At 69.5% G+C, this 13500-nt stretch carries 16 protein-coding genes; 7 read left to right on the top strand and 9 right to left on the bottom strand.

Annotated features, from left to right (window positions below):
* Positions 1-80 precede the first annotated feature (80 nt).
* The 3 genes from I4J89_RS44645 to I4J89_RS44635 are packed head-to-tail and all read right to left on the bottom strand — an operon-like array spanning position 81 to position 3216.
* Positions 81-1304 (bottom strand): M28 family peptidase, encoded by a 1224-nt coding sequence (locus I4J89_RS44645; protein ID WP_196420308.1) that lies wholly within the window; start codon positions 1302-1304, stop codon positions 81-83.
* 53 nt (positions 1305-1357) lie between these two features.
* Positions 1358-2038, bottom strand: a complete 681-nt coding sequence (locus I4J89_RS44640) for a response regulator (RefSeq protein WP_196420307.1) — start codon at positions 2036-2038, stop codon at positions 1358-1360.
* A complete protein-coding gene (locus tag I4J89_RS44635; RefSeq protein WP_196420306.1) occupies positions 2035-3216 on the bottom strand; it encodes a sensor histidine kinase in 1182 nt (393 codons plus the stop codon). Before I4J89_RS44635 ends, I4J89_RS44640 begins: the two co-directional genes overlap by 4 nt.
* A gap of 111 nt (positions 3217-3327) precedes the next feature.
* Here I4J89_RS44635 and I4J89_RS44630 point away from each other — a divergent pair, with 111 nt between their 5' ends.
* From I4J89_RS44630 to I4J89_RS44620, 3 genes are read left to right on the top strand one after another with little or no spacing between them, the layout of a single operon-like run.
* A complete protein-coding gene (locus I4J89_RS44630) occupies positions 3328-4245 on the top strand; it encodes an ABC transporter ATP-binding protein (RefSeq protein ID WP_196420305.1) in 918 nt (305 codons plus the stop codon).
* On the top strand, positions 4242-5018 hold the full coding sequence (locus I4J89_RS44625; protein ID WP_196420304.1) for an ABC transporter permease: 777 nt from the start codon (positions 4242-4244) through the stop codon (positions 5016-5018). Before I4J89_RS44630 ends, I4J89_RS44625 begins: the two co-directional genes overlap by 4 nt.
* Before the next feature lie 31 nt (positions 5019-5049).
* Positions 5050-5280: a PLDc N-terminal domain-containing protein gene (locus I4J89_RS44620; protein ID WP_196420303.1), complete on the top strand. Its 231-nt coding sequence runs from the start codon at positions 5050-5052 to the stop codon at positions 5278-5280.
* A 23-nt stretch (positions 5281-5303) separates the two neighbouring features.
* Here I4J89_RS44620 and I4J89_RS44615 read toward each other — a convergent pair whose 3' ends face one another.
* On the bottom strand, positions 5304-6257 hold the full coding sequence (locus tag I4J89_RS44615; protein WP_230860672.1) for a nucleoside hydrolase: 954 nt from the start codon (positions 6255-6257) through the stop codon (positions 5304-5306).
* Positions 6258-6413: 156 nt separating this feature from the next.
* On the opposite strand from I4J89_RS44615, the gene I4J89_RS44610 reads away from it, so the two are divergent.
* Genes I4J89_RS44610 through I4J89_RS44600 form a run of 3 tightly spaced genes read left to right on the top strand, consistent with a single transcriptional unit; the run spans position 6414 to position 9890 of the window.
* Positions 6414-7124, top strand: a complete 711-nt coding sequence (locus I4J89_RS44610; protein WP_196420301.1) for a GNAT family N-acetyltransferase — start codon at positions 6414-6416, stop codon at positions 7122-7124.
* Positions 7125-7173: 49 nt separating this feature from the next.
* Positions 7174-8787 (top strand): tetratricopeptide repeat protein, encoded by a 1614-nt coding sequence (locus I4J89_RS44605; protein WP_196420300.1) that lies wholly within the window; start codon positions 7174-7176, stop codon positions 8785-8787.
* Positions 8784-9890, top strand: a complete 1107-nt coding sequence (locus tag I4J89_RS44600; protein WP_196420299.1) for a hypothetical protein — start codon at positions 8784-8786, stop codon at positions 9888-9890. Before I4J89_RS44605 ends, I4J89_RS44600 begins: the two co-directional genes overlap by 4 nt.
* A 7-nt stretch (positions 9891-9897) precedes the next feature.
* On the opposite strand, the gene I4J89_RS44595 is transcribed toward I4J89_RS44600, so the two are convergent.
* The 5 genes from I4J89_RS44595 to I4J89_RS52300 form a co-directional block, all read right to left on the bottom strand.
* Positions 9898-10284 (bottom strand): hypothetical protein, encoded by a 387-nt coding sequence (locus I4J89_RS44595; RefSeq protein ID WP_196420298.1) that lies wholly within the window; start codon positions 10282-10284, stop codon positions 9898-9900.
* Positions 10281-10628 carry a hypothetical protein gene (locus tag I4J89_RS44590; RefSeq protein WP_196420297.1) on the bottom strand — a complete coding sequence of 116 codons (348 nt, stop codon included), beginning with the start codon at positions 10626-10628 and terminating at the stop codon, positions 10281-10283. The genes I4J89_RS44595 and I4J89_RS44590 overlap by 4 nt, the downstream gene beginning before the upstream one ends.
* 180 nt (positions 10629-10808) lie before the next feature.
* Positions 10809-11330 (bottom strand): GNAT family N-acetyltransferase, encoded by a 522-nt coding sequence (locus I4J89_RS44585; RefSeq protein ID WP_196420296.1) that lies wholly within the window; start codon positions 11328-11330, stop codon positions 10809-10811.
* Positions 11327-11617, bottom strand: a complete 291-nt coding sequence (locus tag I4J89_RS44580; RefSeq protein WP_196420295.1) for a type II toxin-antitoxin system TacA family antitoxin — start codon at positions 11615-11617, stop codon at positions 11327-11329. The genes I4J89_RS44585 and I4J89_RS44580 overlap by 4 nt, the downstream gene beginning before the upstream one ends.
* Before the next feature lie 545 nt (positions 11618-12162).
* Entirely contained in the window at positions 12163-12411 is a 249-nt protein-coding gene (locus I4J89_RS52300; protein WP_507236533.1) for a YxzC family protein, read from the bottom strand.
* 1015 nt (positions 12412-13426) lie between these two features.
* Here I4J89_RS52300 and I4J89_RS52265 point away from each other — a divergent pair.
* The coding region (locus I4J89_RS52265) for a leucine zipper domain-containing protein (protein ID WP_196417566.1) at positions 13427-13500 on the top strand (74 nt) is incomplete at its 3' end.

Genomic DNA, 13500 nt, shown 5'->3' with positions numbered 1-13500 from the left:
TTCGGGATCGGCTGCTCCGGTGGTGATTCACGGTCGCCGATGCGCGGCCCCGGCGCGTCGCCCGGGTGACGCAACAGCCGCTACGTCACCTGTCGTACGGGCCGCCCGGGGAGGCCGAAGCCCGCACCGAAGCGCTGGGCGCGGGCGGCCAGTTCGCGGGCCACCGCGCCGGCGAGGCGGGCCGCCTGCTCGACCGAACCGAGATCGACATGTTCCGGCAGGTCGGTGTCGAGGTGGTAGTGCGGGATGAGCTTGCGGTCGTCGACCGAGACCAGCGTGGCGGTGCGATACCCGTGGCGATGCGGGACGGCACCATCCGTGCTGTTGCGCGAGCGCAGGCCGCGCACCAGCTCGATCCCCTCGCTCGCGGCGCAGTCGGCCACCAGGTCTCGGAAGGCGGCGTCGTAGTCGTGCATCCGGATCGGCCCCTCGCCCTCGAGCATGACGAGCCGGCCGGAACCGACCGTGTCCAGGTTGAGGAAACAGGTGCGGTCGCGGGCCAGCCCGGGGAAGTGCCGCCGGGCGAACCCCCGGATGCCCTCCTGCAACGCCTCCTCCGCGCCCGCCGACACCAGCACCACCCGCAGCCCGCGCAGCGGCTCGGCGTGCAGGGCACGGGCGAGGGCCAGCACGGCAGCCACGCCGCTGAGGTTGTCGTTCGCGCCCGGCACGGCCGGGCGGCGGGCGATGTCGAGCATCGCGGCGAGCGAGCACGCGGTCAGCACCGATCCGATACGCCACCATCGGGTACGCCCGGTGGCGCTACCCAGCGAGATGAGAGCGGGACCCGCGACGACCGGCCACCACAGCGGCGGATTGCTCTTGGCTCGTGCGATGAGCCACGGCAGGTGGCGCGACACCCATTCCTGCACCCGCTGGTCGAAGACCGCGCCGGACGGGGCGGCATCATGATGGGCCAGCACCACCAGCGTCGCCTCGGCGCGGTCGTCGCCGGTCACCGCCACCACGTTCTGGGTCGTCCCCGGTCGCAGGAAGCACCGGCGGAACGCCATCCGGCGCCCGCTCACGTCGTCCACGATGCCGGCGGCCGCGAGCGCGCCGCCGACCGTGGCGACGACCCGGTGGCCGCGAGCGCCCGCCCACGCCGAGACCAGCGCCACCCCGCAGAGCAGACCGATCGGGACCGCGTACGAGCTGTACGCCGGCTCGGGCTCGATCTCCACCGAGGAGCAGCACGTGCTGAGCTCCGCGCCGATGATTTCCGCGGCTCGTTGCTCGCCGGCGGAGGTGGGCAGCCGCGGGATCGCGGCGAGCCGCTCGATGGCCGAGCGGAGAATCGACATGTAGCGATGCTAGGCGCTGGTGGGAACGGCTGCCGGCCGAGGGTGACGCGGACTCAGTTGCTGTTCCACCCGGCGCCCTGGGCGGCGACCAGCCCGGACTCGTAGGCGGCGATCACCAGCTGTGCGCGGTCGCGGGCGGCGAGCTTGTGCAGCAGCCGTCCGATGTGGGTCTTCACGGTGCCCACGCCCAGGTGCAGATGCTGTGCGATCTCCGTGTTGGAGAGCCCTCCGGCGATCAGCGTCAGCACCTCACGCTCTCGCTCGGTGATGGTTTCGAGGCCGCGCGGCGTACCGGAAAGGGGTTTGCCCTGTTTGGTGAAGGCGTCGATCAACCGCCGGGTGACCCGGGGCGCGAGCAGCGCCTCGCCGGAAGCCACCAGCCGGATGCCGTTGAGCAGCTCGGCCGCCGTGGCGTCCTTGACCAGGAAGCCGCTGGCGCCTGCCTGGAGTGCGGCGTACACGTACTCGTCGAGGTCGAAGGTGGTCAGGATGAGCACCCGTACCGCGGAGGTCTCCGCGCAGATCTGCCGGGTGGCCTCGATCCCGTCCATCTCCGGCATCCGGACGTCCATCAGGACCACGTCGGGCCGGTGTTGCCGGGCCAGCCGGACAGCCTCGGCGCCGGTACCCGCCTCGCCGATCGCGGTGAAGCCGGGCGAGGCGTCCAGCAGTGCCCGGAAGCTCTCCCGCATCAGCGGATGGTCGTCGGCGAGAAGGACGCTGATGTCGGTCACACGGTCTCCTCGGCTGCGGTGTACGGGATGGCGGCGACCACCTGGAAGCCGCCTTCCGGGCGGGTGTCCGCGGACAGCCTGCCGCCGTACATGGTCACACGCTCACGCATGCCGATCAGGCCCTGTCCCCCGCGACGCTTCCGGGTCGGCTGCCGGCCCCGTCCGTCGTCGGTCACCTCGATGTGCACCGTGCCGTCACCGGCTCGCACCGTCACCCGGCACCGGCCGGCCTCCGCGTGCTTGATCACATTGGTGAGTGACTCCTGGACGATGCGGTAGACGGTGAGGCCGACCGCCGTCGGCAGCTCCTCGGTGCCGCTGAGCTCGAGGTCGATGCGCAGCCCGGCGGACCGCAGCCGCTCGACGAGATCGGGCAGGTCGGCGGCGCCGGGTGAGGGAGCCAGTTCGGCAGCCGGGTCGTCGTCCTCGCGCAGCACGTCGAGCAGCCGCCGGATCTCGACGAGTGCCGACCGGCTGGTCTTCTCGATGGTCTGCAGGGCCGCCCGGGTCTCGGCCGGTCTCTCCTCGGCGATGTGGTTGGCCACGGTGGCCTTCACCGCGATCAGGCTCAGGCTGTGCCCGACGATGTCGTGCAGCTCACGGGCGATCCGCAGCCGTTCGTCGGCGACCGCGTCGCGGGCGAGGCGGCGAGCGGACTCGGCCTGCAGCGCGCGCCGCCACCGGATCAGGCGGCCGACGGCCCAGGCGGCGGCCAGGATCACGGCGACCAGGCTCAGTTCGAACTGCCACCACAGCGGCACCTCGCTGCCCTGAGCGTCGGCGGAGGTCACACCGGTTCGCAGGTAGAGCCAGACAATGGTGACGGCCGGCGCGGCCAGGCCGCCGGCCAGCGCGAACGCGGCCGCGATCCGGCCGGCCGCGGTGGCCGCGGTGTAGAGCGCGAGTGCGACCGGGAGCCAGGCCATGAAGATCACGCCGAAGCCGACGACGCCGGCCGCGGTGGCGGCCGCGGCGGCCGCGATCACGAAGGCCAGCACCGGAAGCGGCCAGCGGCGGCGCACCGCCAGCGGCAGACCCACCGCCGCACCGGCCAGCCACGCTGCCGCCGCGGGTCCGGCGTATGCCGGACCCGGCGGGTCGAGGGTCGCGGTGGTGATCAGGTAGGTCAGCAGGACCGCGACAGCCCCGTCGATCAGCGTGCCGCGTACCCGTTTCACGCGCCCAAGTTATACGGACGGGCCGCGACGGCGCGTCTGACCCAGGTCATACCTTGATTTCCGACCCCGGGCAGACGCCCGGGACCGGCCCGCGCCGACACCATGGGATCCATGATCGAGCTGAAAGAGCTGACCAAACGGTACGGCGACACCACGGCCGTGGACCGGTTGTCGTTCGAGGTCCGCCCGGGTGTGGTGACCGGCTTCCTCGGGCCCAACGGGGCGGGCAAGTCCACCACGATGCGGATGATGCTCGGCCTGCACCGCCCGACCGCAGGCGTAGCCCTGATCGGCGGACGCCGGTACGACGAGATTCGTCACCCGCTGCACGAGGTGGGCGCGGTCCTGGACGCCGACGCCGCCCACCCCGGCCGCAGCGCCTTCACCCATCTCGCCTGCCTGGCCCGCAGCAACGGCATCGGCAAGGCACGGGTGAACGCGGTGCTGGACCAGGTCGGCCTGGCCGCTGTGGCGCACAAGCGGGTCGGCGGGTTCTCCCTCGGCATGCGGCAGCGGCTGGGCATCGCCGGCGCCCTGCTCGGCGATCCGGCGGTGGTTCTGCTGGACGAGCCGGTCAACGGCCTGGACGCGGCCGGTATCCGGTGGATCCGCTCGACGCTGCGCTCGCTGGCCGCCGAGGGCCGTACGGTACTGCTCTCCAGCCATCTGATGAGCGAGATGGCGGTCACCGTCGACCGGGTTCTGATCATCGGCAAGGGCCGGCTGATCGAGGACACCTCGGTGGCGGAGATGCGTGACCGGTTCGAGCGTGACGTTCTCGTACGCACTCCCCGCACCGCCGAGCTGACCGGCGTGCTCACCCGCCTCGGTGCCACGGTGACCCGGACCGGCGACGGCGACCTGGTCACGGTCGGTGTGGACGCGCCGGCCATCGGCGACGCCGCCGCGGCCGCGTCGATCCCGGTACACGGGCTGACGCCGCGCAGCGCCACGCTCGAGGACGTCTACCTGGAGATGACGAACGAGGCCGCGGAGTACCGGGCTGTTGCTGAAGGAGACCGCCGATGAATGTGTTCCGTGACGCTGTGGCCGCCGAGTGGATGAAGGTACGCACCCTCCGGTCGACGTGGGCGTTCCTGGCCGGTGGTGTGGCCACGACCGCACTGGGCGCGCTGATCCTGTTCTCCCTGGTCCAGTCGTACGATGCGGCCACCCCGGCCGACCGGGCGAACTTCGAGACGGCCGACCCGACCGTGGTGACCATGCCGTTCGTGATGTTCTTCATCGGAGCGATCGGCGCGATGCTCATCACCAGCGAGTACACCACCCGTTCGATCGGACCCGCCCTGCTGGCCGTACCGCAGCGGCGCCTGCTGCTGGGTGCCAAGGCGACGGTGGCCGGACTGGTCGGCCTCGGCTGCGGCGCCTTGTTCGCGCTGCTCGCCTTCGCTGACGCCCGCCTGGTGCTCGGCGACCGGCCGAAGCCGATCAACCCGTGGCCGCAGTGGACCGGCGCCATCCCGACGATCCTCTGCGCCGCGCTGATCGTGCTGGTCACCTGCCTGGTGGCGATGGGTCTGGGCGCGATCGTCCGGTCCACCGCGGCAGCGCTGACGACGCTGGGCGCGCTCGTACTGGTGGCGCCGATCTTCGCCCACTTCCTGCCGACGGTCTGGCAGCTGCGGCTCGCCTCGATCCTGCTGCCCAACCTCACACCGCAACTGGCCGGCAGCGACCACCCCTACCTGCTCTCGCAAGGCGGCGCGGCGGCGGTGACAGCCGCGTACGTGCTGATCGCCCTCACCGCCGGCGCGGTCAGCTTCAGCCGCCGCGACGCCTGAGTCATCACCGACCACCATCAAGGAGAATCAGATGTCCGACCTCGGCACGACGCTCGCCGGCATCGCCTTCTGGACGATTCTGCTGGCCGCCTACGTGGCCCTGTTCAGCGCCACGATCGTTAGCATCGTGCGCGCACCGCTGGACAAGCGATCGCGTACCCGCTGGATCTTGCTCGTCACTCTTGCCCCGGGCATCGGCATCATCATGTGGTTCGCGAAGGGCCGGCCGGCGGTCCGGAGTTCACGCACCTCGTTGCGGTAGGCCGGGCTGGTTCGCCGGCCGGGTCAGGTGGTGTCGATCAGGGCGTCGAGCCGGCCGGCGAGCCGGGCGGGATCGGTGAGGACGAGGTACCGCTGGCGGTGCCCGCCTTCGGTCCAGATGTTGCGGCCGTCCGGGGTGACGACGTTGTGGCCGCCGGCTCCGGCAAGCTCGTAGACGCCGCCGGTGCCGTAGACCGCGTAGTACAGCGCGGTCGGATCCCAGGTGCCGTCGCTCTGTGCGTTGCCGCACCCGTACAGGACATCGAAAGCCGCCCGGACCGGGCTGCCGGCCGGGTGCGTGACGCAGACGTTGTTGCCCACCCGTACCCGAAGCCCGATCTCGAAGCCGTCGAACACGACGGGGGTGGGCCAGCCGGCCACCACGTGCCGGGTGGCGTCCAGGTCGAGCCCGAAGTTCCACTCCGGCACGGTGGCGTGCGGGTACTCACCGCCCATCACCACGGTGCGGGCGACCTTGCGGGCGACCAGGGCGCGGTCGGTTCGCAGCAGCCTGGACAGGCCGGTCAGCGCACCGATCGACAGGATCGTCACGCTATGGTCCGGCTGCGACCGCAGGAGCCGCCGGTAGAGTGCGACCGAGTCCTCGCTCCGGCCGGCATGTGGGAAGGTCTCGGCCAGCAGCCGGCTGTAATTCTGATCGACGGCCGGGGCGCCGGCGGTGACACCGATCGGGATGTCCGGCCGGCCATACCAGGTGTTGAGCGCGTCCAGCGCGGGCGCGTTCCACGGGTTGTTCACGTCGGACACGACGCCGAGAATCCGTGTCCTGCCCTGGTCGGCTGCGGCGTGGGCGGCTGCGAGAGCGGCCACGTCGTCCCACCACTGGCCGAAATCGGTGTCGATGATCAGACGGTTCGGTGCCCGCCCGGCGGACGCCGGCGCCGGCGCAACAACCACCGCGAGGGCCGCGACTGCCATCGCCACGAACCGCCTCAGCACGGCCGGCTTCGATGTCATCACGCTCGCCATGATGCCAATCATTGAGCAGCGCCGATAGCCTTGCGAGGATGGCGCCATGACGACGGTACGACGCCTGCTTCCGGCAATGTCCGTAACCGGCGATCACACCAGGTGTACGTCCGCACTGGCCAGCCGATCGGAGGGCGACTCGTCGTGGTCGAGGTCTCGATCCGATTCCTTGCGGGAGACTCGGACGCCGGCACACTGCGCAGGCTGTACGACACGGTGCTCGAACCGAGTTTCCTGCCCGCCGAGCGCGAGCCCATCGAGAAGCTGAGGCGGGTACTGTCCGCCGACCAGCTACGCGGGGCGATCGCGATGACGCCGGATCAAGAGCCGGTGGGCGCACTCTTTCTGGAGTGGTTCGCCGACATCCGAGCCGCGCTGCTCTGCTACTTCGCCGTGCGGCCCGACCTGCGCGGCCAAGGCATCGGCCGGCGGCTCGTCGCTGCCGCCGGGCCGCACTGGCGGGCGACGCTCGAACCAGAAGTGGTCTTCGCCGAGGCCGAGGACCCACGCTGCGCCACGAACACGGGCGACGGCGACTACGGCGATGGCGACGCGCGGCTGCGGCTCTACGCCGGCTTCGGTGCCCGCCGCCTGCCGATCCCCTACTTGCTGCCCGAGCTGACACCGGGCGCGGGACGGGTGCCCAACCTGCTGCTCCTCGTCGTCGAGGCCGACGACGGCGTGAGCCCTACGCCGGACCGGATATCGAGCGCGATCGTCGGAGACTTCCTGGTGCGCTATTTCGCCCGGATGGAGGGCAGCGCGGTCCGCGAGGACGACAGCCGGCTGCAACAGCTGCTGACCGAATGCCGCCGCGCCGACTTCCTGCCGCTGCTGGCCCTTCCAGACGAATGACGACGGGTAGACTCTCGTCGATCCGGCGCGGCGGTTTTGGGGGCAGTCGATGACCGAGACGGGGGACGCCACGCGACGAGGCAGACGCGAGTCCACGCTGGACACGTCGCTGCCGGCGCATCGCGTCGACTTCGCCTCGCGGCTGCGTGACCTGCGCAAGGAGTGCGGGCAGCCGACCTACCGGGCACTGAGCGAGCTGGCGCACTGCAGCTTCGCATCGCTCTCCAGCGCGGCTGCGGGCCGCCGCCTCCCGACCTGGGAGACGACCCGGGGGTACGTGATCGGCTGTCTCCGCAACGCCGGCCGTGAGGCGGAGGTCGACGCGGTCCTGCCACAGTGGCGCCGCGCGTGGGAGGACGCCTCGGTCAGCGAACAGGCGCAGCGGCTGGTGCCGGTCGAGGATCCCGTCGTCCGGCCGGCGCCACCCCCGCGCCGCCGCATGTGGCGGCCGGTGGCCGCTCTGATCGTGCTGACCCTGCTGCTGACCCTGGCCGGAGCGGGTGGCCCGACGCACGCGCCCACCCCGATGAGCGGCCTCTTCAACATCCTCGTGGTGCCGTTCTCCGGTCTTCCCGCGCTGGAGACCACGCTGGCACGTGAGCTCAACCAGTGGGCACGTGCGGAGCCGGTCGTCGCCGTGCGCGGGCCGTCCGGCGTCGAACGGGCCGGTCCGGAGGCTCTCGCTCAGGTCGGTGCGGAGCACGCCGCTGACGTGGTCCTCACCGGACGGCTGCACACGGCGGGCGAGCTGTGGACGATGACCATCGACGTGGTGCTGACCGAGCGGGTCTTCAGCGAGACGCCCGAGTTCGTCGGCCGCCACGAGATCAGCATCACCGAGCCGGCCGATGTGGTCCGCGGCAACGTCGAGGTGAACCACCAGCTGGCCGGTGACGCGGTCCGCTACGTCGAGGCGGTGGTCGCGTTCGTCCGCGGCCTGGGGCGGTACGCGCTCGACGACTACCCCGGTGCGGAGGGCTTCTTCCGCACGGCCGACGGGAGACTGTCCGGGATCACGAGGACCACCCGGGGCGAGGTGATCCTGCTGATGCTGGGTAACGCGGTGGGGCGTGCCGCCCGGTTCGCCGAGGCGGCCGACCTGTACCGGCGGGCACTGCGGCAGAGACCCGGCTACGCGCGGGCCACGGTCGGCCTGGCCGAGGCGTTGCGGGCGGATTCGCAAGGTGATCCGACGGGACTGCGGCAGGCGCTGGAGCTCTATGGGACGGCGCTGGCCCGGCCGGAGAGCACGCTTCTGGAGATGAAGGCCCGGCTCGGGCGCGGGCTGACGTACCAGAGCCTGAGCCTTCTGCATGCCGGCGTGTACTGGGCGGCGGCGGACGCGGAGTTCGGGGCGGTGCGGCGGGCGTACGCCGGTGCCGGGCTGCACGGGGAGGCCGGGCGGCAGGCGATGCGCCTGGCGGCGGAGGCGCGAGCCGGACAGGCGCTGGGGGCCTGGCGGTCGCAGCGCAACTCGCAGGCCGCGTTGGCGTACGAGGAGGCGCTGGGGCTGCTCGGCCAGATCGAGGTCGACCGGCCCACCCTCCGCGACCGCAAGCTGGTCTTCCTGCGCAACCTGCGGGACGTCTATCTCTCGATGCACGCGACCGCCCAGGCCGAGGATGTCGAGGCCAGGATCCGCCGGGCCGGCGGCAAGCCGTGACCCGCCGCCGGCGCGTCTTGATCCCGGCCGGGATCGTGCTTGCCCTAGCCGCCGGCATCACGGTCCGGATCGCCGGGACCGCCCCTACGGGCGCCCCGCCGGCAACCGTGCCGTCGGTCTCCGCGGCGCCCTTTCCCACCCCGGCCACCGCGACGTCAGGACCCGGTACACCGGTCGCGCCCGGCCCGGCGACCACCACGCCGGACCCGGGCTCCGGTCTGGATCCGGTACGCGCGGCCGTACCCGGTCCGGCGCCGACGGATTCCGCTCGCCCGGGTTCCCCCGGGCCGGGCTCGCCGGGGCCCGGTGGCGAACCGTCCCGCCCGCCGCAGAAACCCCACCCGTCCGATCCCGCCGCACCGCCGCAGACCGCCGATCTGAACGATTTGCTCGATCAGCACGACCCGGTGCCGGAGGGCGTGCCCGCGCAACTGAACCTCTTCCTCGGCGGTGGCCCGCGCTGCGGGGGAATGGATGACGACCGTCCACCGCACATCCGGGTGCGGCCGGTCGTGGAGATCCCGACGGCGCCGATCCTGTGCTTCGGGGGCTTCGACGGTTCCCGGGACCTGACGGTCGTCGTCACCACCTCGACCGGTGCCGCCAGCACGTTCACGATCAAGGCATACTGGGACAGCCTGAGCGAAGTCGAGTACCCGCTGCCCCCGGGCAGCCCGACCGGCCGCTACCGGGTCCACGCGGCCCAGGGGCGGACGACCGCCGACACGACGTTCGAGGTACGCCGTGCCAGCGTGCCGACCTTGTGGCTCAAACACTTCATCACTCAAGGCGAGACGATCAACGTCTATCTCGGCGGCTTCACCCCGAACCAGCCGGTCCGCCTCCACCTCTACGTGTGCCCGCAGTTGCAATACCGCACCACGATGACGATCCCGATCGACCGCAACGGCGAAGGCCGCCTGGACCTGCGGACGGACACCGCCACTGAACCGACCTGCTACGCGATGAACAACGCCCTCATCTACACGCCGCCGGAGACTCCGCCCGGCGGGCCCGAGCCGGACAACTCGGTCTTCTGGCTCCATAAGCCGTCTCCGCCGACGTCGCCGCCGTCCTGCTTGGCCCGGGGGTTGCGGTGCTGACGGATATTCATGTTTCGGATGCGATTATATCCAGTTCCGAAAAGCCCACTTCAAGTCTTCGCCGCCCCTCCCATTCAACTGCGATGCCGAGTCCCGAGGATGCGGAGACGGGCACGATGCGAGCCACCTCCGTAAGGCCCCAGTTGATCAATTTTGGATTCTCTTTCATGGACTCGGTGAGGTCACCGACAAAAGAGATATGATCCACGCCGAGCATCCGCAAGGTCACGAGTCGGGGCGACTCCAAAACCTTCTCCCGCACTCCGCTGTCGCTCCAGATGTAGTTCATGACCAGGTCGACTCCGAAGCCGAACATGATCGGCCGCACGTCGTGCACAAGGCACTCTTCGAAGTTGCTCCAGTCTTCTAACCGCTCCCGCAACGATCGGCTCATCGAGAGCGCACCTCGATATTGTGCGTGTCTATGGGATTAGCCACGTTCCCGAACTCGTCGAGATAGTTGCCGTGTGAATTTCGTACGCGGATATCCCACCCGCCCTCGCGGCGCATGATCCTCACCTCTTCACCGGCACTGTTTCGGAAGAGGTAGCCCCGCCCGTTGTTCGCGAGCACCTGCTCGAACCCATCGTCCAAGAGTTGCGACCGGATATCGATGATCGATCTTCCGCGAACGCCACCATCGCTGAAGATTCCCCTCAACCCGGCCGACGCGTTGTTGAGGCCGGTTCCACATGGACCCGTGTTGTGCACGAGTACCGGGGTGTTGCCGGCGAGCACATAGTACGTGTGGGATGTTCACGCCCAGCACAGAGAGTCACTTACCGTTTTGTCGCCGTTGACCTGCGCTTACGCCGAACGCCCGCACTGCTCGTATCGAGAATGTTCGCTGTTGACGGCAACGCCGACGGCAACGTGGGCAGACATCCACGCCCACCCACGCCCACCGCGCGCCGAGTTCTACCCGGCGAGAGCCCGGCGGAGATCTTTCATCAACAGCAGCAGGTGCATCGGGTCGGTTGGGCTCGGCTCGAACTTTGCCAGCCGCAGGTAGAAGTCTCGTGCGGCCTCGGATTCACAGTGGATGAGTACCGCCCGCACTCCGATGACCTCGGCAGCCGCGGCGATCCGGCGTAGCGCGTCGACCACCAGGGCTCTGCCGAGGCCGGCACCCTGGACAGCGTGGTCGACACCGAGCCGGGTCAGGATCACCACCGGCTGGTGATAGCGTCCAGCACCCTGCCGCAGCCGTGGTGAGGCGTCGGCTGGAGCAACACTGCCAGCAGCGAGGGCGTAGTAACCGACGACTCGCCGGTCCGGATGGTCGGCGTCAGCGACCACGTACACCCGGGACAGGCCCGCGCGGTGCGCCTGCAGGGCGTGCTCGACCAACCAGACCGACTGCGCCGGAGACCTGCAGTCGAAGCCGGCCGTCAGGTGCGACGCTGTCAGCGGCTCGACCGGCAGGAATCGAGGGTTCACCCACGTGTCCCATCCGGCTCGGCGTCCAGAACCGTCGGACCGGTCAGCAACTCCCGCAAGCCGGCCACCTCCTGCTCCGGCTGCTCCAGCGCAGCGTCGAACACCTGCCAGGCATCCTCGCCCAGCACGAACACCCGCCGGTCAGCCAGCACGTCAGCCGCCGCCTCCGTCGCGGCTTTGAGCACGAACGTCGACACGCTCGCACCCGCCGCCTGGCTGGCCGCCTCCAACAACGCCTTCTGCGCGGCGTCCACTCGCAGGTGCAACCGCTCCGCCTTCGCCTCCACGACCCGAGTGTACGCACAACGTACGCCACACCACCGGTCGAAGGGCACCGGATCGGCAGCTGGTCCAAACTGCTTCACGTAATCAAGACGGCCCGGCTACCGCCGGGCCGCGCGCACGCGCTACAGGCCTACGGCCCCGCGCGCACGCCATGCGAAGCCGAGACCAGTGAATCAGGGCTACTGCGGAAGCATTACGACAACCGGGACCCGGCGTACCCTCCGCCAGCCGCCCTTCGCGAGTGGTTCCGGGGAGCGACTCCGCACCGCGACGCGGCGGACCACCGAGTACCCAATGACCCGCCATGGCCCCGATGCCTTACATCAATAGTTATCGATGTGTGCCCAATGCTGACGGCAACCGTGACGGCAACACAGGCCCACTGCCACCAACCTGTGCAGACAACCGTCACGGTCCGCGTTCACCTCAACTGCCCATGGCAGACGGCCATAGAGCATTAGCGTTATAAACGTTAGCCGCCGTCAACTCGTATTCGAGGAGCCGTCAGGCGAGGCCATTCGCTCGCAAACATCTCCGCACCCGTCGACTAATTATCAAGGTCCGCTAGCCAGGCGCGGAAATCCTCCTCGTCATGGAGATATACCCCGGGGCCCTGCTGAAGATCGGCACCGGCTAGCCGATCGAGCGCAGTCCAAAGAGTTGCATCTGACGAGTAATCCGCAGACTCGTCTTTGATCAGCGCCAGAGCCCAGTCTGCAACTTCCTCTCGCCTCACCGACCCCAGGACCAAGGCAACCATCCTGCTCCTGACCTGCTGTTGAATGCCCTGCAACACTTACCAACTCCCTGTGTAGTTGCCGTCGGCGTCGAACATGTAGTGAACCTTGTTGCCGCCGGTTGCGCCAACGTCAGGGCGAACGATTCTAACGTTTCCGCTATGATCCAGGGTTTCATGCCAAATACGGGTAGCCCCAGAATCAGGGTTCCACTCCCGAACGAGGCGACGGCCAACCATCTCCCCCGGTGTCCGCGCCTCCGCTATCTCACCATAGAAACGGACTCGACCATCGGGCAGTTCACGAACGCCGCTCTTTCCATATTTTGCCGCTTGGTCCAGAAATTCCTGTGGGTAAGCCTTGAAATGCGGAACCTCGCCGCCCCCGCAGTTGTGTACGAGGACCGGGGTGTTGCCAGCGAGCACATAGTACGTGTGGCATGTTCACGGCCAGCACGGAGAGTGACCTAAGGCGGCATGCCGTTGACCTGGACTTTCATCGACCGCAACCGTATCGGTCCTCGGCCGAGGACCTGGTTGACGGCAACGGTGACGGCAACACGGACAGACGCCAGCGCACGCCGCCGCACATCGAAGGGCGCGGCAGATCGCCCATTGGACGTCGTCGACACATCTCCTGGGACAACCGGCCCAGGCCGCGAACGACGACCTATGGGCGGCGCGAGCGTACGAGGCCCGCCCCTACGGCCTCAAGGGCGCTACGCGTCGCCCGGCGACCGCCCTCCGGGCGTCCCTTGACCCCGGAGACCACTACGGCCCCGCAGCCGCCGACACCATCGGGCAGGCACCTGACGGGCACCCGCCTCGCCACCGCGCCACCCCTCTGTGCCGGCAAGTCGACCAGAACACCGAGCAGGAGACAGCGACCACGGGAGGGTGCTGGTCCAAATTTGCTCTACATAATCAAGAAGGCGGCCCGGCCGATGGCCGGGCCGCGCGCACGCGCTAGATGTAATGACCATGAGCGTTGTTGACTGCGGCGTGGCTGCTTGAGATGTGAAGAGACCTCCGGCGAGGTGGAAGTTGCGACGCTTTCACCGGAACCGGAGGTCTCATGGCCCACCGTAACGCCCGACTGACCGTGCACGGCCGACGGCTGCTCATCACGCGTGTCGTGCACGACGAGCG

The organism is Actinoplanes aureus (assembly GCF_015704865.1).
GTDB classification, from domain to species: Bacteria; Actinomycetota; Actinomycetes; order Mycobacteriales; family Micromonosporaceae; genus Actinoplanes; species Actinoplanes aureus.
This window is presented reverse-complemented; position numbering and strand designations above follow the sequence as displayed.

Excerpts from the sequence above, each read along its gene's own strand:
- I4J89_RS44625 (WP_196420304.1), top strand. The coding sequence starts at position 4,242 with ATGAATGTGTTCCGTGACGCTGTGGCCGCCGAGTGGATGAAGGTACGC.
- I4J89_RS44615 (WP_230860672.1), bottom strand. The coding sequence starts at position 6,257 with ATGACATCGAAGCCGGCCGTGCTGAGGCGGTTCGTGGCGATGGCAGTC.
- I4J89_RS44630 (WP_196420305.1), top strand. The coding sequence starts at position 3,328 with ATGATCGAGCTGAAAGAGCTGACCAAACGGTACGGCGACACCACGGCC.
- I4J89_RS44595 (WP_196420298.1), bottom strand. The coding sequence starts at position 10,284 with ATGAGCCGATCGTTGCGGGAGCGGTTAGAAGACTGGAGCAACTTCGAA.
- I4J89_RS44620 (WP_196420303.1), top strand. The coding sequence starts at position 5,050 with ATGTCCGACCTCGGCACGACGCTCGCCGGCATCGCCTTCTGGACGATT.
- I4J89_RS44645 (WP_196420308.1), bottom strand. The coding sequence starts at position 1,304 with ATGTCGATTCTCCGCTCGGCCATCGAGCGGCTCGCCGCGATCCCGCGG.
- I4J89_RS44605 (WP_196420300.1), top strand. The coding sequence starts at position 7,174 with ATGACCGAGACGGGGGACGCCACGCGACGAGGCAGACGCGAGTCCACG.